Origin of the sequence: Roseibaca sp. Y0-43 (assembly GCF_020667835.1) — a bacterium.
Taxonomy (GTDB): domain Bacteria; phylum Pseudomonadota; class Alphaproteobacteria; order Rhodobacterales; family Rhodobacteraceae; genus Roseinatronobacter.
This window is the reverse complement of the sequence record NZ_JAFMPR010000002.1, coordinates 1-17,518: the sequence shown is the minus strand read 5'-3', so window position 1 is coordinate 17,518 and position 17,518 is coordinate 1. Positions and strand designations below refer to the sequence as shown.

The following is a 17,518-nucleotide window of genomic DNA, read 5'->3' as shown; positions in this document are numbered from 1 at the left end:
CCTAGTTCAAGCGCTGATACATGTCGCGCAAATAGGGTTCGAATTCGGAGCAAAAGACAATCTCGACGGTGTCGAGTTCGTAGAAGGCGTTCGGCTCGTCACACTCCTGCACCGAGACGAGCAATTCGTGCGAAAGTTGCAATTGTTCATTCAGCACTTCCACTTCCGCGGCAATCTCGGAAGCGAAGCCCGTGCCTTCAGTAAAGACCAAGGGCCAGCCGTCTTCCAGCGCCTCTAGTTCGTCCAGCACCGGACCCCAACTGTCATTGGCCAGCGTGAACTCGTCGGGGCAAAGCTCGGCGCGTTCGTCAGGCAGGTCCATTTCCTCGGCGAAATCATCGCGCAGGTCGGGGTCCGCGCCGTAGAACAGGCAGACCGTATTGTAAAAGCGCTGCTCGTCAGGGCCGTGCACACCCCAATAGGCGTTCTCATTGCCCTCGGCCTCGCGCATGACCTTCTCGCCCCAGAAGCCCAGCGCGACACTGTAGGCAAGGTCCAGCGCGGTATCGGGGTCGAAATAGGCGTCGATCATGAGGATGGAAAACACGTCCGCCGCATCTTCTTCCTGCCCAAAAATCGGCAGCCCTTCGATGTCGATGATCGCGTGGCCCAATTCGTGGTAGAAGATGCCTAGGATATTGGCTTCGACAAAGGCGTCTTCATCCGCCTGCGCCACATTAGCCAGTGCCATGCTGCCAGCCAGCACCGCCACAAAGATCGCGCGCTGTCGCATGATCGCCCCCGCTACCCAACCCAAAAGTAGCTTACACCGGATCACTAACGCTGCAAGCGCAGCTTACGACCCCGCGTTGCGCTCGAACCAGTCACGGATGTCCTGGCGGGCGTAATCGTCCATCAGCACGGTGCTGCCCGGCGGCATCGCGTGGCTGACGCCCGCTTGCAGGTAGATGGCTTGCGCCGCGCGCGCGACCTGCGCTTCGGTTTGCAAGACCACGGCCTTGGGCGCCCAATGCAGCCCCGGCCAGAGCGGTTCTTCCGAATGGCACATCGAACAATGGCCCTGCACTGTCCAATAGACATCCTCGAAGGCCGGGTCATTCATGAAGCGCGCGGCGGCGGGCGACAGGCTTGCCACCTCTTCCTCGGCGACATCCTTGGGCTGGCCCATGACCGACAGCATCACGACACCCGCGAACAGCAGGACGGTCGCGACCCATGTCCACCACTTATACCCCTGCCCCATATGCATGGAGTTGAAGAAATGCCGGATCGTGACCCCCATCAGGAACACCAGCCCCGCGATCAGCCAGTTATAGTCGGACGCAAAGGCCAGCGGGTAGTGGTTGGACAGCATCAGGAACAGGACCGGCAGCGTCAGGTAATTGTTATGGGTCGAGCGTTGCTTGGCGATCTTGCCATACTTTGCATCCGGCGTGCGCCCCGCTTTCAGGTCGGCCACGACGATTTTCTGGTTCGGGATGATGATGAAGAACACATTGCCCGACATGATGGTGGCGGTGAACGCGCCTAGGTGCAGCAGCGCCGCGCGACCGGTGAAGACCTGCGTGTAGCCCCATGCCATGATGACCAGCAGCACGAACAGGAACACCATCAGGCGGGTGTTGTCCTCTCCGAAGCGGGATTTGCACAGCTGGTCATAGATGACCCAGCCCAGACCCAGCGACGCGACCGAGATCGCCACCGCCTGCCATGTCTGCAACTCCATCTTCTCTAGGTCGATCAGGTAGAATTCCGCACCCACGTAATAGACCAGAACGAGCAGCGTGAAGCCGGAAATCCATGTCCAGTAGCTTTGCCATTTATGCCAGATCAGGTGGTCGGGCAGCTTGTCGGGCGCGACCAGATATTTCTGGATGTGGTAAAAGCCGCCACCATGGACCTGCCATTCTTCGCCATGCGCCCCCGGCGCAAGGCTGGGCGATTTGCGCAGGCCCAGATCCAGCGCGATGAAATAAAAGCTGGACCCGATCCAGGCTATCGCGGTGATGACATGCAGCCAGCGCACGGCAAATTCAGCCCATGCACCGATGACGGCAAGCTCGAACATGGTTGGCCCTTTCGTATTTGTGGTTCTCGGCAGGCTATACCGGCGCGGCGCTTTCTGTTAATTCCATAAAACACCCATCACTTTCAAATACAGCCTGAAAATCAACATGGCCTATCTGAGCAATCTCCAGATGTTCGTGCGTGTCTATGAATTGGGCAGCATGTCGGCGGCGGCGCGCGATCAGCGCACCTCGCCCGCCGTCGCCTCGGCGCGGGTGGCGGAGTTGGAAAAGCATCTGGGCGTGCGGCTGTTCAACCGCACCACGCGGTCGCTGCAACCCACTTCGAACGGACGGCTGTTCTACGAGGGCGCGCAGCGCGTGCTCGATGCCGTGGCAGATGCCGAAGCCGCGCTGACCCATGCCAGCGCGCAGCCGCGCGGCACGCTCTTCGTGGCCGCGCCCTTGGGGCTGGGGCGGCGGTTGATCGCGCCGCATGTGCCCGCGTTCAAGGACGCCCACCCCCAGATCGACCTGCGCCTGCGCCTGTCGGACCGCAAGGTGGATGTGACCGCCGAAGGGCTGGACCTGGCGTTCCACCTTGGCACGCTGGAGGATTCGGGGCTGAAGATGCGGATGCTGTCGGAATGCGCGCGGGTGCTGTGCGCAGCGCCCGACTATATCGCGCGGCGCGGCCTGCCCCGCGACGGCGCGGCACTTGTGGCCGAGAAACACGATTGCCTGACGCTGCGCTATCCGGGGGCCACCGAATTTCAATGGGCGCTGCAAACGCCCGAGGGGCCGAAACGCTTCAAGATCAGCGGGCCGTTCGAATCGGATGACGGCGATGTGCTGACCGGCTGGGCGCTCGATGGGCGGGGGATTATCCTGAAGCCTGTGTTCGAGGTGGCCGAGCATCTGGCCAGCGGCGCGCTGGTGCCCGTGGCGACCGAAACCCCGCCCCTGCCCGTGACCTTGGCCGCCCTGACACCGCATCGCCGCTTGCGCGACCCGAAAGTGACGCTGTTCATCGACTTTATCGCAGATCGCATTCGCGACGCGCTGGCCCAAACCCCAGGCTGACCACGTTACTTGGTGTAGCGCGCCCGGCGCGCCAGCACCGCCAGCATGTCGGCGCGGGTAACGACCCCGACAATGCGTTTGTCTTCTACCACTGGCACGGCTTCGGTCTCGCCATCCGCCATCATCGGCAGCAGCGCGCCCAACGGCGTTGTGGGGGCGACGCGCGGTCCCTTGGCGCACATCACATCCGCCGCCGTGCCCATCGGTTGCGCGCCTTGCCCCGTCAGCCGCCGCATGGAAATTTCGAACTGCCCACGCAGCAGCCGCGCGTCTTCGCTGGCGCGGCTGATAAGGTCCAGCTGAAAGATGATGCCCTGAAACAGCCCATCCGCCCCCACCACAGGCAGGGTCGTGAAACGGTGATGGCGAAACAGCGCCGCGACCTTGCCCAAGGGCGTTTCGGGCGCAACCGTGACCAGATCGCGCGACATGATGTCCGCCGCCGTCAGCGGGCCGGTGCTTTGGGCGACCGCCTCCATCTGGGCGGCACCGATCAGGCGCGCGAGGTCTTCGGTGCCAAGGTTGAAGGACTGGCGGTAACGCTCCAGAATGCTGGTCAACTGCTCTTCGGACAGGCCCACGCGGTCGCTGGGGTCGCGGTCCTGCGTGCCCGCGCGGCCCGGCCCGTCATATTGCCGGAACGGGTATTTGCGCCCCGTCATGCGCGCATAGACCGCCCCGATGGCCACCAGCGACACGGCCCCAAGGCCGATGGGCGTCAGCACGAACCAGAAGCCAAGGGGAAAGATCTCTTCGGGGTGAAGCGCTGCTGCCATGGCAACGCCGCCCGCCGGCGGGTGCACTGCGCGCAGCTGCGCCATGGCAAGGATCGTGACCGACACCGCCAGCGCCACGCGCAAGGTCGCGTCGGGCACAAGGTAGCACATCGCCACCCCGATGGCCGCGCCAAGGCTGTTGCCGATGATGACCGACCAAGGCTGGGCCAGCGGGCTGTTGGGCACGGCAAAGACCATGACCGCAGACGCGCCGAACGGGGCCACCAGATACAGACCGAAGCGCGTGTCCACCTCTGGCGAGAGCAGGAAGGCCGCGATCAGCCCCACGGCCAGAAGCGCACCAAGCCCCGCGCGCACCGCCTCTTTGACGGTGACGCGCGCCATGGCGGGGCCAAGCGTTTTCCACATGGGCGGCGGTCTCCGTCATATCCGGTCTGGACAGGGTTTTACCGCTGGCCCAGATGCGGGACAAGCCTTGTGGCGGGCCGCATCACGCCACGGGCCGGGCGCGCGGCAAGTGCTGGCGGATCAACCCGGCGCGATGGGCGAAGACCGTCTCGTCATCGAATTGCGCGCCGTCCTGCGCCGCGCGCCCGATCAGCGCGGCCAGCCGCGCGCGGTCCCTGGCAAGTGCCGCCAGCGCCGTGGCCAAATGTTGCGGCTGTCCCAAGGGGGTCAACACGCCCCCGCCATGGCCCGCGATCAGATCCGCCGGATAGGCGCTGTCATAGCCCAGAAGCGGGCAGCCAGAGGCCAAGGCCTCGATCAGCACGCGCGGCGATTCCGGGGTCAGGTGGCAGAACATCAGAACATCCGCGTCGCGCAACGCTTCCAGCAAGCGCCCCCGGTCCGCGACGAAACCAGGCAGCGCCACCCGGCCCTTCAATGGCCCGGCCTCGACCCGCGCGCGCATGGCGGTCAAATCCGGCCCGTCGCCCAGCCATTCGGCGTGAAAATCGACGCCTGCCTGCGTCAGTTGCTCCAGCACAGACAACCAGTCGCCCGTGCCCTTCATCGGGTCGGCGCGGCCCGCATAGACAATGCGCAGCGTCCCTTGCCGCGCCTGCTTCTGCGCAAGCGCATCCGCCGTGATATGGTCCAATTTGCGGATATGGATGTCATGCACATGCTGCGGGTTGGGGCTGTGTGGGGCGTAGGCGTCATAGGTTTCGCGCCCGTGAAACAGGCCCAGCGCGGCCTTGGCGATCAAGCCCTGCTCCATCCGCTGCATGATCGGATATTCCACCGCCAGCCGCAGCTTGCGCCGCAAGGGTGCGGTCTTGACCAGACGCCGCGCGACGTCCGGCTCTACCCGGTCGGTCCAGATGTAGAAGGGCAAACCCAGCTTCACAGCCTCGCGCGCGATGACCGCGCCCCAGTCACCGAAAGACGCACCACCCAGCGTGGTGCCGATGAAATCGGCCTGCGCCAGCGCGTGGCGGATGCGTTTTCGCGTTGGTCCCAGCGCGCGCAGGAACCGGTCGGGCCGCCACGCGCTCGGCAGATGGACAAACTCGATGCGGCTGGCCGAGGGGCCGATATGCTCCAGCGGCACCCAAGACCCCGGCGCAGCCCCGTCCTCGACCGCGACCAGCACGATCAGACGTCCGAAATGCTCGGCCCAAAGCCGCAAGCCGTTGCACGCCTGATCGTCCAGCAGCAACACGTCGCCCCGCCGATAGAGCGATGCCGGCAGGTGCATGAGAAGCGTGTCTTGCGGAAGCGTCATGCGCTGCATGAAGCGCACAAGGCCAAAAGGCTGTCAACTGCCGCGATAGGTGGAAAAGCCGTAGGGCGACAACAGCAGCGGCACATGATAATGGCTGTCCGGGTCATTGATGCCGAAGCGGATCGGCACCTCGTCCAGAAACAACGGGTCCGCGCCCGCCTGCCCGGTTGCGCGCAGGTAGTCGCCAGCCGCGAAAACCAGCTCATACCGGCCCGTGGCGAAGCGATCCTGCGGCAAGATTGGGCTGTCGGTGCGCCCGTCGTCATTGGTGATCATGCGCGCCAGTTCGGTGCGCGAAGCGCCCTCCAGATGATACAGCACAACCTCCAGCCCGGCGGCGGGCAGCCCGCGCGCGGTGTCCAGAACATGGGTGGTCAGAAATCCGGCCATTGCGCCCTCCATTTGCTGTGATCCTTCGCATCTAGGCCCAAGCGCGCGCAAAACACCAGCGCCGGGGCTTGCGCCGCGCGCGCAGGTCTTTCAAGAAATTCCAGAAAGCGGAAATGATTATTCCGGTTTATCACATAATCACGATTTCGGAGGGCAAAGTGCAACGCTACCCACGCAACATGACCGGATATGGCGCCACGCCCCCCGCTGCCGATTGGCCGAACGGGGCGAAAATCGCGATTTCCCTTGTGCTCAACTACGAGGAAGGCGGCGAAAACTGCCTTTTGCACGGCGATGCCGCGTCAGAGGCGTTCCTGTCCGACATTCCGGGCGCGGCCCCATGGCCGGGGATGCGCCATTGGAACATGGAATCGATTTACGATTACGGCGCGCGCGCCGGGTTCTGGCGTCTGCACCGGTTGTTCACGGGCCGTGGCGTGCCCGTCACCATTTTCGGCGTGGCCAGCGCCCTTGCCCGCAGCCCCGAACAGGTCGCCGCCATGCAATCGGCGGGGTGGGAGATTGCCAGCCACGGGCTGAAATGGGTCGAACACCGCGACATGCCCGAGGAAGAGGAACGCGCGGCGATTGCCGAAGCGATCCGCCTGCACACCGAAGTGACGGGCGCGCCCCCGCGCGGCTGGTATACCGGGCGCTGTTCCGCGAACACCGTGCGGCTTGTCGCGGAAACTGGGCAATTCGACTGGATTTCAGATACTTACGACGATGACCTGCCGCATTGGATGGAATTCGGGTCGCGCGACCAGTTGATCCTGCCCTATACGCTGGAAGCCAATGACATGCGCTTTGCGACCGCGCCCGGCTGGGTCACGGGCCGCGATTTTGAGGATTATCTGACCGACGCGTTCGACACGCTTTATGACGAAGGCACCGCAGGCGCACCCAAGATGCTGTCGATCGGGCTGCATTGCCGCCTTGTGGGGCGTCCGGGCAAGATCGCGGGGCTGATGCGCTTCCTCGATCACGCGATGTCGCATGATGGGGTCTGGTTCGCCACGCGGGGGCAGATTGCGCGCCATTGGGCCACGCATCACCCGCATAAGCGGTTCGAACGCCCAAGCCAGATGGACCGCGACGCGTTCGTGGCCCGGTTCGGCGGCATCTATGAACACTCGCCTTGGGTGGCCGAAGCCGCGCACGGCTTGGAACTTGGCCCCGCGCATGACAGCGCCGTGGGGTTGGCCCATGCCATGGCGCGGGCCTTCCGGTCGGGCAGCGATGACGCGCGGATGCAGGTTCTGCGCGCGCACCCTGACCTTGCGGGCAAACTGGCCGCCGCCAAGCGCCTGACGCCGGAATCGACCGCCGAGCAGTCGAGCGCGGGGCTCGATGCGCTGACAGATGACGAGCGCGCGACCTTCCAGCGCTTGAACACCGCCTATGTCGAAAAGCACGGCTTTCCCTTCATCATCGCGGTGCGCGACAACACGAAGGACAGCATTCTGGCGGCGTTTCACACCCGGATCGACAATGACAGCGCGACCGAATTCGCCACCGCCTGCGCGCAGGTCGAACGGATCGGCGCGCTGCGGTTGATGGATATGCTGCCATGATGGCGTCATCTTGCGGCGCATACGTTCGGCGGCACGACGGGGGCCGGGCATGACGCAGATCTTGCGCACCCTAGCCCTGACCGCCCAAGCCTTCGCCCCCTATGGCGATGTGCTGGACGCGACAGGCGCGCCCGACAAGCTGATTAATCAAGGGCTGTGCGGGCGTTTCCATGACCGGGCAAAGCTCGATTTCGGGGCGGATGGCCGCGCGGGCCTCTCTATCTTCAACGCCCAGCCGCGCGCCCTGCCCTATATGCTGGACATGGTCGAGCGGCATCCCGACGGCTCTCAGGCCTTCATCCCCCTGCACCAGCACCCGTTTCTGGTCATCGTCGCCCCTGACAAGGGCGGCACCCCCGGCACGCCCTTGGCCTTTGTTACCAACGGCGCGCAGGCGATCAACCTGCACCGCAACACATGGCACGGGGTGCTGACACCTCTGGCCGCGCCGGGGCTGTTCGCGGTGATTGACCGTATCGGCCCTACCCCGAACCTTGAAGAGCACTGGTTCACCACCCCGTGGGAGGTGCGTTCCGCCTGACCACATCACACCCCGCGCGACAGCACCCGCCTTGGCGGACCGACCGCGCATGTCTTTGGAGGAGGACAGACAATGGCAGACCAATCCCTCGGCACGCCCGAGCAACTGCGCGACGTGGATTACATGCCGCCCCTGCACAAGGCGATCCCTTTGGGCGTGCAGCATGTGATGGCGATGTTCGTATCGAACGTGACACCCGCGATCATCGTGGCGGGGGCTGCTGGCTTCGGCTTCGGGTCGAACTCGCCCGATTTCCCGAACCTGATCTACATGATCCAGATGTCGATGTTCTTCGCAGGCGTGGCCACGCTGTTCCAGACCATCACCTTCGGCCCCGTGGGCGCGAAAATGCCTATCGTGCAGGGCACCTCTTTCGCGTTTATCCCGATCATGATTCCGCTTGTGGCGGGCAAGGGCGTCGATGCGATGGCGGCCGTGATGGGCGGCATCTTGGTGGGCGGGCTGTTTCACGCGGCCCTTGGCACCGTGATCGGGCGCATCCGTTTCGCGCTGCCGCCCTTGGTGACGGGTCTGGTCGTGACCATGATCGGCCTCGCACTGGTGCGCGTGGGTGTGCAATATGCCGCCGGCGGCGTGCCCGCCATGGGCACAGAGAAATTCGGCAACCTGCAAAGCTGGTCGGTCGCGCTGGTCGTGATCTTCGTCACGCTGGGGCTGAAATTCTTCACCCGCGGAATGCTGGCCATTTCCGCCGTGCTGCTGGGGTTGCTGGCGGGCTATGCGGTGGCCTTCTCGCTCGGCATGGTCAGTTTCGCCAATGTGGGCCGCGCGGCCGCCTTCGCGCTTCCGAACCCGCTTCATTTCGGCATGGAATTCACCGCTGCCGCCATCATCGGCTTTTGTGCCATGGCGTTTGTCTCGGCGGTCGAAACCGTGGGCGATGTGTCGGGCATTGCCAAGGGCGGCGCGGGGCGCGAGGCGAGTGACCGTGAAATCGCCGGGGCCACCTATGCCGACGGTCTGGGCACCGCCGTGTCGGGCCTGTTCGGGGCGCTGCCCAATACCAGCTTCAGCCAGAATGTGGGCCTGATCGCCATGACCGGCGTCATGTCGCGCCATGTCGTGACCATCGGCGCGGTTCTGCTGCTGATAGCGGGTCTGTTCCCGAAGGTCGGCGCCATCATCTCGACCGTCCCGATCGAGGTTCTGGGCGGCGGCGTGATCGTGATGTTCGGCATGGTGGTGGCCGCCGGTATCTCGATGCTGTCGGACGTGCATTGGAACCGCCGCAACATGGTGATCTTCGCCATCGCGCTGTCGCTGGGCTTGGGGCTGCAACTGGAGCCGTCTGCCTTGCAACACCTGCCCGACACGCCACGCGTGCTGCTGACCTCTGGCATTCTGCCCGCCGCCTTCATCGCCATCGTGCTGAACCTGATCCTGCCGCAAGAGCTGGCCGGAGAGGCCACGGAAGAGGTGAATGGCGGGATGCACGGGGGCGGCGCGGGGCTTGATCCGGCCGACCGCAAGGGCTGATCCAGCGGGGTGCGCGCGGGGGCTTTTTCCGCGCCACCCCTTGACGCATGGCGATCAAGGTCTCTTATACAAGGCAGCCAAACCCATAACGAAAGACGAGGAAAGACATGGCATTCGAACTTCCCGACCTTCCCTATGCACATGACGCGCTGGCCGATCTGGGCATGAGCGCCGAAACGCTGGAATTCCACCACGACATTCACCACAAGGCCTATGTCGATAACGGCAACAAGCTGATTGCCGGCACCGAATGGGAAGACAAATCGCTGGAGGACATCATCACCGGCACCTACCAGTCGGGCGCGGTGGCACAGTCGGGCATCTTCAACAATGCCAGCCAGCACTGGAACCATGTCCAGTTCTGGGAGATGATGGGTCCGGGCACCTCCGGTATGCCGGGCGAGCTGGAAAAGGCGCTGGTCGAAAGCTTCGGCTCTGTCGACAAGTTCAAGGAAGAATTCGCCGCCGCAGGTGCGGGCCAGTTCGGGTCGGGCTGGTGCTGGCTGGTCAAGGACAAGGACGGCTCGCTGCGCGTGACCAAGACCGAGAACGGCGTCAACCCGCTCTGCTTCGGCCAGACCGCGCTTCTGGGCTGCGACGTGTGGGAGCACAGCTACTACATCGACTTCCGCAACAAGCGCCCGGCTTACCTGTCGAACTTCCTGGAAAAGCTGGTGAACTGGGAAAATGTCGCGTCGCGGATGTAATCCGGCGCGTTGGCAGTTTGCGAGGGGCGTCCCAAAGGGGCGCCCTTTTTCATGCGTTGCCCTTCGGCGCGGGACAAGGGCGCAGCCCGCCGCGCCATCGGCGGGCCGTCCCGCGGCCTGCCGATTGGTTACCACAGGCTCGACGCTCGCATGTCTTACGGATTTGGCGGCCATAAAGCGCTGCCGCTCGACGAGTAGATCGGCAGTCCCCGGCCCGCCGCTAGCGCTCTGTTATGACCCCATCCCCCAAACCCTTGCACCCTATGCAACGCGGCCTTGCACCCCTGTCGGTTGTTCTGCGCCGCAGCATGGCCCATCTTCGGGTCAAGTTACCGCAAACACCGAAAGGAGCCTGATATGACCGCGCTTCTCGAAACGCTGCAAACCCGCCTGAAGCAACGCGCCGCCTATGCGCGCACCAAGGCGGAACTCGAAGCCATGCCGCTCGACGTGGCGATTGATCTGGACATCTACAAACCCGACGCCGCCAAGATCGCGGCGCAAGCGGTTTACGGGCGCTGACCCAGCTTTTCCAGCAGCGCCACGCGGATCGCGGGGGGCACGAATTTCGTGACATCCCCGCCCAGCCGCGCGATTTCCTTGACCAGCTTCGACGCAATCGCCTGATGGCGGGCCTCTGCCATCAGAAAGACCGTCTCTACGCTGTCATCCATCGCGCGGTTCATGCCGACCATCTGGAACTCGTATTCGAAATCTGTGACCGCGCGCAGCCCGCGTATGATGATCGTCGCGCCCACGTCATGCGCGCAATCGATCAGCAGGTTCTCGAACGGGTGCGCCACGATCTCGACACCCGTGCGCTCTGACAGCACCGCAACCTCGGCCTCGATCATCGCCACCCGCTCCTCAAGGCTGAACAGCGGCCCCTTGTCACGATTGATCGCCACGCCGATCACCAGACGGTCCACCAATTGCGCGGCCCGCGTGATGATATCGACATGGCCCAGCGTCAGCGGGTCGAAAGTGCCGGGGTAAAGTCCGATACGCATAATGTCCCTCGCGTTTTTCGCCACGCAACAATATTGCGCGGCAAAACGCAACCCTCGGGATCAGTATCCGGCAATCATTCCCGTCAGCGCGTCTTTTTCCAGTTGCAATTCCGACAGGCGCGCGGCCACCACATCGCCGATGGAAATCAGCGCAATCATGCGCCCGCCTTCCATGACAGGCAGGTGCCGAAAGCGCTTGGTGGTCATGGTTTGCAGCACGACATCGGCATTATCCTCGGGCTTGCAGCCATAGACATTGCGCGTCATCACATCCTCGACCGGGCGGGCGAAACTCTCGGCCCCGGACCGTGCGATTTCCCGCACGATGTCACGTTCCGACAAGATGCCCAAGACAGCGCCCCCGTCATCCGAGACGACCACCGCCCCGATCCGGTGCTCAGCCAGCAAGCTCGCGGCATTCCCCAGCGTTGTGCCGGGTGGCAGCGTGACCACACCCCCCTCGGCCTTGTTGCGCACGATCTGACTGACAAGCATGGGCGTCCTCCCTGATAGGGTGCCGCGACAAGGTGCGACACCTTGTCACAGCTTCCGCCACCATAGACCCATCTGTCAAGCGTTACGCAGTGGCGGCCCGGATCGCGGCCTCGAATTCGCGTTTCAGCAGGTCAATGTCCTCAATGCCCACCGACACCCGGAAAAACCCCTCCGAAATCCCAAGCGCCGCGCGCCCCTCCGCGCCCAAGGCCCGGTGCGAGGAACTGGCCGGATGCGAAATCGTCGTGCCGATATCGCCCAAGGTCGGCGCGAAAGCGATATTCGGCGCGGCCTGTGTCAACCGGTTCGCCGCCGCGCGCCCGCCTTCCACTTCAAAGCTGACCATATGGCCGCCGCGCGCGCCCAGCAGGGCCACGGCGCGGTTATGGTCAGGGTGGTCAGGCCGCGTGGGATAAAGCACGCGCACCACCCCCGGCAGCCCCGCGATATGCTCGGCCAGCGCGCGCGCATTCGCCTCGGCCCGGTCATAGCGCAGCTCGAAGGAATAAAGCCCCCGCTCGGCCAGCCAGCAATCAAATGGGCTGGGCGTAAAGCCCACTGTGACAGAGAAATCATAGATCGCCTTGCGATGCGCGGCGTCTTTCGCCGCCACATAGCCCAAGGTCGCATCCGAATGCCCGGCCAATATCTTGGTCACGGAATGAACCACGACATCCGCCCCATGATCGAAGGGCCGAAACCCGCGCGGCGTGGTGAATGTGTTATCCACCACCACCAACACGCGCCGCGCCTTTGCGCCCGCCACGATTGCTTCAATATCGGCCACGCGCAGCGTCGGGTTCGACACCACTTCCAGCAGGATCAGCTTCGTCTCGGGACGGATCGCGGCCAGGAACGCATCGGCATCGGTCGGGTCGGCCAAAGACGTGGCCACGCCAAACCGCGGCAAATCCTCGCGCATCAGCCGCAAGGACCGTCCATATAGCTGGTCGCCCCCCAGCACATGATCGCCCGCGCGCGTCAGCCCCATCAACACCGCCGTCACGGCAGCCATGCCGGACCCCAGAACGATCCCGCCGCGCGCCCCTTCCAAAAGGTCGATCTTGCGCGCCAGCACATCGGCATTCGGGTGCCCCTCGCGTGCATAGGTATAGCCCGACAGCCGCCCCTCGTATTGCGCATCCAGCGTATCGGGGTCGGGCGAGGCGTAAACCACCGATGGCTGGATCGGTGTCCCCACGGGGCGCGAGGCGCTCTCGGGCCAAGCCATCCGCCGCACCAGGCTGTATTCGTCACTCATGTCGCTTTTCCTCTTCTTCATCCTTGCAAAAATATCCCGGGGGAGTCGCACCGCAGGTGCGGCGGGGGCAGCGCCCCCTCTCGCGCGCGTCAGCGCGCCGCCGCGCGGCCCCCTCGACGGGGGCCAAGCGGCGCCCCCTCTCCCGGTCAGACGCCCTTCACCAGACGCGCATGTTCCTGAATGGCGAAACGGTCGGTCATCCCCGACACGTAATCCGCCACGATCCGCGCGAGTTCGGTCTCGCCGCGCGCAGCGTCCACGTCGCGGCGCCATTCTTCTGGCAACAGCTCCGGCCGCGCCATGAACAGCGGGAACAGGTCTTCCACCATCGCCGTCACCTTGGCCCGCATCTCGACCACGCTCGGCGCACGATACATGCGCGTGAACAGGAACTGCCGGATCACCTTCAGCTCGCGGAAAAGCCGGTCCGAGAAGCGAATGATCGTCAGTCCCAGATCGCGGATATCCTGCGCCGATTTCAGATCCGCCGGCCCCAACCGCGTGCCCGCGACCAGCAGCACATCCTCCACCATCACGCCAAAGACGCGGCGCAGCGCCTCGTGACGGCGGCGCATCGGCTCCAGTCCGGGATAGAGCTTGTCCACCTCGGCGAATGCCGGCCCGGTGATCGGCAATTCCATCAAATCGGCCTCGGTGAACAGGCCAGAGCGCAACCCGTCATGCAGGTCATGGTGGTTATAGGCGATGTCATCGGCAATCGCCGCGACCTGCGCCTCGGCGCTGGCATAGCCCGACAATTCCAGATCGAACCCCGCGTTGCATTCAACCAGCGCATAGGGCAGCGCGTCGCCTTTCAGGGGCTTGCCCGCCGCATCCGTCACCGGGCCATTATGCTTGGCGATCCCTTCCAAGGTTTCCCATGTCAGGTTCAGCCCGTCGAAATCGGCGTAATGGCGTTCCAGCTTGGTCACGATGCGCAGCGCCTGGGCGTTGTGATCGAACCCGCCATAGGGCGCCATCAGCGCGCAAAGCGCATCCTCGCCCGTATGCCCGAAAGGCGGGTGGCCAAGGTCATGCGCCAGCGCTATCGCCTCTGCCAGATCGGTGTTCAACCCCAATGCTGCCGCCAGCGTGCGCGCGACCTGCGCGACCTCTATCGAATGGGTCAGGCGCGTGCGGTAGTAATCGCCCTCATGCTCTATGAAGACCTGCGTTTTGTGCTTCAGCCGCCGGAAGGCGCTCGAATGAATGATCCGGTCGCGGTCGCGCTGAAAGGGCGAGCGAAAGGTGCTCATCGCCTCGGCAAAGGCGCGCCCGCGCGAGTGTTCGGGCTGGGTGGCATAGGGTTTGAGCATCATCTCTCCGGTCGTCTTGCCCCGCGCGGCGCCCGCGCTTATATCAGAGTGGAGTTATCGGGAATACCATAGGAAAAGGCGCATTCCATGTCCTTCGCCATCCCCCCGCGTGTGAGTGACCGGGCCTTCGCCCGCTTGGCCGAGATTGCCGAAGACACGGGCGAGGTCAAGGCCTTGCGGGTGGCCGTCAATGGCGGCGGCTGCTCTGGCTTTCAATATGATATCCGCTTCGACGACCCGGCGCAGGATGATCTGGTGCTGGAAAAGAACGGCCATAAGGTGCTGGTCGATCCCGTGTCGCTGCCGTTTCTTGAAAACGCGCTGATCGACTTCTCCGAAGACCTGATCGGCGCGCGTTTCGTGATCGACAACCCCAATGCCTCTTCCAGTTGCGGCTGCGGCATCAGTTTCTCGATGTGACGCGGAAATCATCCATCTGATACGATTGTTTCTTGCATCTTCCGCCATTGCCCCCAACTTTGGGACAATCAAAGGGAGAGAGCATGAAACCGGAAGCCATCACCTCCAGCTACCGTCGTTGGGCGCCGATTTATGACGCGACCTTTGGCAAGATCACCCATGCCGGGCGCCATCATGCCACCAAGGTCGCCAACCAGATCGGCGGCAACGTGTTGGAAGTGGGGGTCGGCACCGGGCTGGCGCTGCCTTTTTACGGCGCGAATGTCACCGTGACCGGCATAGATTTTTCCGAGGACATGCTCGAGCGCGCCCGCGCCAAGGTCGCCGAGGAAAACCTGACGCATGTGCGCGAGCTACGCCAGATGGATGCGCGGTATCTCGATTTTCCCGATAACAGTTTCGACACGGTCGTCGCGATGCACCTCATTTCGGTGGTGCCCGACCCCGAGCAGGTCATGGCCGAAATGGCGCGCGTCTGCAAACCGGGCGGGCAGATCCTGGTGGTCAACCATTTCGCCCGCGAGGAAGGCTGGCTGGCGTGGTTCGAGCGCAAATTCGCGCCCTTCGCCGACTACCTTGGCTGGCATTCGAACTTCCCCAAGGACCGCGTGCTGGGCGTCGACGCGTTGCGGCTGGTCGAGGAAAAACACCTCACGAAGCTCGGCCTGTTCACCTTCCTGCGGATGCAAAAGCTCGCCTGAGCGGGCCACGCCGCGGGCCATGCTGGCCCAGCCCCGCAGGCCGGGGCTTGCCCCGTGGCCCCCGCTCGCCTAAACCCGTGGCATTGCAAGCCAAAGCCGGACCACCATGACAGATACGACCGCCGCCGCCCGCGACGCGCGCGCCAAATCGAAGAACCTTTCGGCCCTGCGCGGGCTTTGGCCCTTCATCCGCCCCTATCGCGGGTTGTTGGTCGTGGCGATCGTGGCGCTGGTGGCCACGGCTGCGATCACGCTGACCCTGCCCTTGGCCGTGCGCCGCGTGGTCGACGGGTTCGAAGCGCGCGAAATGGTCATGCTGAACCAGTATTTCGGCGCGGCGCTTGGATTGGCGGGGCTTTTGGCGCTGGGCACGGGCCTGCGCTACTATTTCGTCACGCGACTGGGCGAACGTATCGTGGCCGACATCCGCAAGGCGCTTTTCGCGCGCGTTATCGACCGCTCGCCCGCCTTCTACGAGCAGATCATGACGGGCGAGGTGCTGTCGCGCCTGACCACCGACACCACGCTTATCCAGTCGGTGATCGGGTCTTCGGTATCCATCGCGCTGCGCAATGCACTGATGCTCTTGGGCGGGCTGGCACTGCTGGCGCTGACCAGCGCCAAGCTGACCGGCTTCGTTCTGCTGATGGTGCCGGTCATCATCGTGCCCATCGTGGTCATGGGCCGCAAGCTGCGCAAACTCTCGCGCGAGAACCAGGACTGGATCGCGGCCAGTTCCGGCAACGCGTCGGAAGCGCTCAGCGCCGTGCAGACCGTGCAGGCCAACACCGCAGAGGCCGCCAGCCGCGCCGAATTCGACCGCGTGACAGAGATCAGCTTCGACGTGGCGCGCAAACGTATCTTCACCCGGGCGCTTCTGACCGTGGTCGTCATCTTCCTTGTCTTCGCCGGCATCCTTGGCACGCTCTGGGTCGGCGCGCGCGACGTGTCGGCAGGCACCATGACACCGGGCGAATTGGCGCAATTCGTCATCTACGCCGTGATCGTTGCGGGGTCGGTGGGCGCGCTGTCGGAAATCTGGTCCGAATTGCAGCGCGCGGCGGGTGCGACCGAGCGTCTGGTCGAGCTTCTGACCGCCATCGACACGGTTCTGGACCCCGCTGCCCCGCGCGCCCTGCCCCGCCCTGCGCGCGGCGCGGTGCGGCTGGAGAATGTGACCTTCACCTACCCCACCCGCCCCGACGAGCGCGCGCTGAACGGCGTCACGCTCGACGTGCAACCGGGCGAGACGGTGGCGCTGGTCGGCCCCTCTGGCGCGGGGAAGACGACCATCCTGCAAATGCTGATGCGCTTCTATGACCCCGCGCAAGGCGCGGTGATGATCGACGGGATCGACCTGCGCGACATGGCGCGCACCGATTTCCGGCAGGTCATGGCGCTGGTGCCGCAAGACCCGATGATCTTCGCCACCTCCGCGCTGGAGAACATCCGCTTCGGGCGGCCCGGTGCCACGGATGACGAGGTGAAAGCCGCCGCCCGCGCCGCCGCCGCCGATGAGTTCATCGAGAAGCTGCCCAAGGGCTACGCCACCGAACTGGGCGAGCGCGGCGTGATGCTGTCAGGGGGCCAACGCCAACGCATCGCCATCGCCCGCGCCATCCTGCGCGATGCGCCGATCCTGCTGTTGGACGAGGCCACCTCGGCACTGGACGCCGAGTCGGAAGCACTGGTGCAACGCGCGGTCGACCGCCTGTCACAAGGCCGCACCACCATCGTCATCGCGCACCGCTTGGCGACGGTAAAGCAAGCCGACCGGATCGTGGTGTTCGAGGACGGGCAGATCGTGGCCCAAGGGCGGCATGACGAGCTGGTGGCGCAGGGGGGGCTATATGCGCGACTGGCGAGGTTGCAGTTCACGGCGGATCAGGCGGCGTGAGAAGATATATATCGTTTCCTGACTATGCTTAAGTGAATATGAAAGTATAACTGCACGCACAGTAGCGAAAGGTCTGCAATGGAAGTGAGCCTATTCGACATAATTAGTTCGTCCTGAACAACTCCCAACATTCTGATTTTATGTAGGAAATGGGTGTTTTCTGTCGCCTTTGATTGCAGGGTTTCGTATGATT

18 protein-coding genes are annotated in these 17,518 nt (G+C 64.1%); 9 read left to right on the top strand and 9 right to left on the bottom strand.

Annotated elements, in window-relative coordinates; all coding sequences use genetic code 11:
* Position 1 precedes the first annotated feature (1 nt).
* On the bottom strand, positions 2 to 733 hold the full coding sequence (locus J1C52_RS02345; RefSeq protein ID WP_227426322.1) for a DUF4344 domain-containing metallopeptidase: 732 nt from the start codon (positions 731 to 733) through the stop codon (positions 2 to 4).
* Between the two features lie 63 nt (positions 734 to 796).
* A complete protein-coding gene (locus tag J1C52_RS02340) occupies positions 797 to 2,029 on the bottom strand; it encodes a urate hydroxylase PuuD (RefSeq protein ID WP_227426321.1) in 1,233 nt (410 codons plus the stop codon).
* Positions 2,030 to 2,135: 106 nt separating this feature from the next.
* On the opposite strand from J1C52_RS02340, the gene J1C52_RS02335 reads away from it, so the two are divergent.
* Positions 2,136 to 3,050 carry a LysR family transcriptional regulator gene (locus J1C52_RS02335; protein ID WP_227426320.1) on the top strand — a complete coding sequence of 305 codons (915 nt, stop codon included), beginning with the start codon at positions 2,136 to 2,138 and terminating at the stop codon, positions 3,048 to 3,050.
* 5 nt (positions 3,051 to 3,055) lie between these two features.
* Here J1C52_RS02335 and J1C52_RS02330 read toward each other — a convergent pair whose 3' ends face one another.
* The 3 genes from J1C52_RS02330 to uraH all read right to left on the bottom strand — a co-directional run bounded on the left by J1C52_RS02330 (position 3,056) and on the right by uraH (position 5,906).
* Positions 3,056 to 4,195, bottom strand: coding sequence for an HPP family protein (locus tag J1C52_RS02330; RefSeq protein ID WP_227426319.1), 1,140 nt, complete (start codon positions 4,193 to 4,195; stop codon positions 3,056 to 3,058).
* Between the two features lie 82 nt (positions 4,196 to 4,277).
* Positions 4,278 to 5,516 carry a glycosyltransferase gene (locus J1C52_RS02325; protein ID WP_227426318.1) on the bottom strand — a complete coding sequence of 413 codons (1,239 nt, stop codon included), beginning with the start codon at positions 5,514 to 5,516 and terminating at the stop codon, positions 4,278 to 4,280.
* Positions 5,517 to 5,549: 33 nt separating this feature from the next.
* The gene (gene uraH / locus J1C52_RS02320; protein ID WP_227426317.1) at positions 5,550 to 5,906 is read right to left on the bottom strand and encodes a hydroxyisourate hydrolase; all 357 of its coding nucleotides are present in this window, start codon (positions 5,904 to 5,906) and stop codon (positions 5,550 to 5,552) included.
* A gap of 158 nt (positions 5,907 to 6,064) precedes the next feature.
* Between uraH and puuE the strand changes: the two genes are divergently transcribed.
* The 5 genes from puuE (at position 6,065) to J1C52_RS02295 (ending at position 10,747) form a co-directional block, all read left to right on the top strand.
* The gene (gene puuE / locus J1C52_RS02315; RefSeq protein WP_227426316.1) at positions 6,065 to 7,480 is read left to right on the top strand and encodes an allantoinase PuuE; all 1,416 of its coding nucleotides are present in this window, start codon (positions 6,065 to 6,067) and stop codon (positions 7,478 to 7,480) included.
* A 49-nt stretch (positions 7,481 to 7,529) separates the two neighbouring features.
* A complete protein-coding gene (locus J1C52_RS02310) occupies positions 7,530 to 8,021 on the top strand; it encodes an ureidoglycolate lyase (protein WP_227426315.1) in 492 nt (163 codons plus the stop codon).
* A 72-nt stretch (positions 8,022 to 8,093) separates the two neighbouring features.
* The gene (locus tag J1C52_RS02305; RefSeq protein ID WP_227426314.1) at positions 8,094 to 9,518 is read left to right on the top strand and encodes a uracil-xanthine permease family protein; all 1,425 of its coding nucleotides are present in this window, start codon (positions 8,094 to 8,096) and stop codon (positions 9,516 to 9,518) included.
* Positions 9,519 to 9,625: 107 nt separating this feature from the next.
* The gene (locus tag J1C52_RS02300) at positions 9,626 to 10,225 is read left to right on the top strand and encodes a superoxide dismutase (RefSeq protein ID WP_227426313.1); all 600 of its coding nucleotides are present in this window, start codon (positions 9,626 to 9,628) and stop codon (positions 10,223 to 10,225) included.
* A gap of 357 nt (positions 10,226 to 10,582) precedes the next feature.
* Entirely contained in the window at positions 10,583 to 10,747 is a 165-nt protein-coding gene (locus tag J1C52_RS02295; protein WP_176699374.1) for a hypothetical protein, read from the top strand.
* Here J1C52_RS02295 and coaD read toward each other — a convergent pair.
* The 4 genes from coaD to J1C52_RS02275 form a co-directional block, all read right to left on the bottom strand.
* On the bottom strand, positions 10,735 to 11,235 hold the full coding sequence (coaD, locus tag J1C52_RS02290; RefSeq protein ID WP_227426312.1) for a pantetheine-phosphate adenylyltransferase: 501 nt from the start codon (positions 11,233 to 11,235) through the stop codon (positions 10,735 to 10,737). The two genes, J1C52_RS02295 and coaD, sit on opposite strands and share 13 nt — an antisense overlap.
* A gap of 60 nt (positions 11,236 to 11,295) precedes the next feature.
* The gene (locus J1C52_RS02285) at positions 11,296 to 11,730 is read right to left on the bottom strand and encodes a CBS domain-containing protein (RefSeq protein ID WP_227426311.1); all 435 of its coding nucleotides are present in this window, start codon (positions 11,728 to 11,730) and stop codon (positions 11,296 to 11,298) included.
* Positions 11,731 to 11,812: 82 nt separating this feature from the next.
* Complete coding sequence (locus J1C52_RS02280) at positions 11,813 to 12,991, bottom strand: trans-sulfuration enzyme family protein (RefSeq protein WP_227426310.1); 1,179 nt, start codon at positions 12,989 to 12,991, stop codon at positions 11,813 to 11,815.
* 146 nt (positions 12,992 to 13,137) lie between these two features.
* Positions 13,138 to 14,307: a deoxyguanosinetriphosphate triphosphohydrolase gene (locus tag J1C52_RS02275; protein WP_227426309.1), complete on the bottom strand. Its 1,170-nt coding sequence runs from the start codon at positions 14,305 to 14,307 to the stop codon at positions 13,138 to 13,140.
* An 87-nt stretch (positions 14,308 to 14,394) separates the two neighbouring features.
* Between J1C52_RS02275 and J1C52_RS02270 the strand changes: the two genes are divergently transcribed.
* From J1C52_RS02270 to J1C52_RS02260, 3 genes are all read left to right on the top strand, one after another.
* Positions 14,395 to 14,727, top strand: coding sequence for a HesB/IscA family protein (locus tag J1C52_RS02270; protein WP_227426308.1), 333 nt, complete (start codon positions 14,395 to 14,397; stop codon positions 14,725 to 14,727).
* Between the two features lie 83 nt (positions 14,728 to 14,810).
* Positions 14,811 to 15,428 (top strand): class I SAM-dependent methyltransferase, encoded by a 618-nt coding sequence (locus J1C52_RS02265; protein ID WP_227426307.1) that lies wholly within the window; start codon positions 14,811 to 14,813, stop codon positions 15,426 to 15,428.
* 106 nt (positions 15,429 to 15,534) lie between these two features.
* Positions 15,535 to 17,325, top strand: a complete 1,791-nt coding sequence (locus J1C52_RS02260; protein WP_227426306.1) for an ABC transporter transmembrane domain-containing protein — start codon at positions 15,535 to 15,537, stop codon at positions 17,323 to 17,325.
* The last annotated feature ends 193 nt before the right edge of the window (positions 17,326 to 17,518 follow it).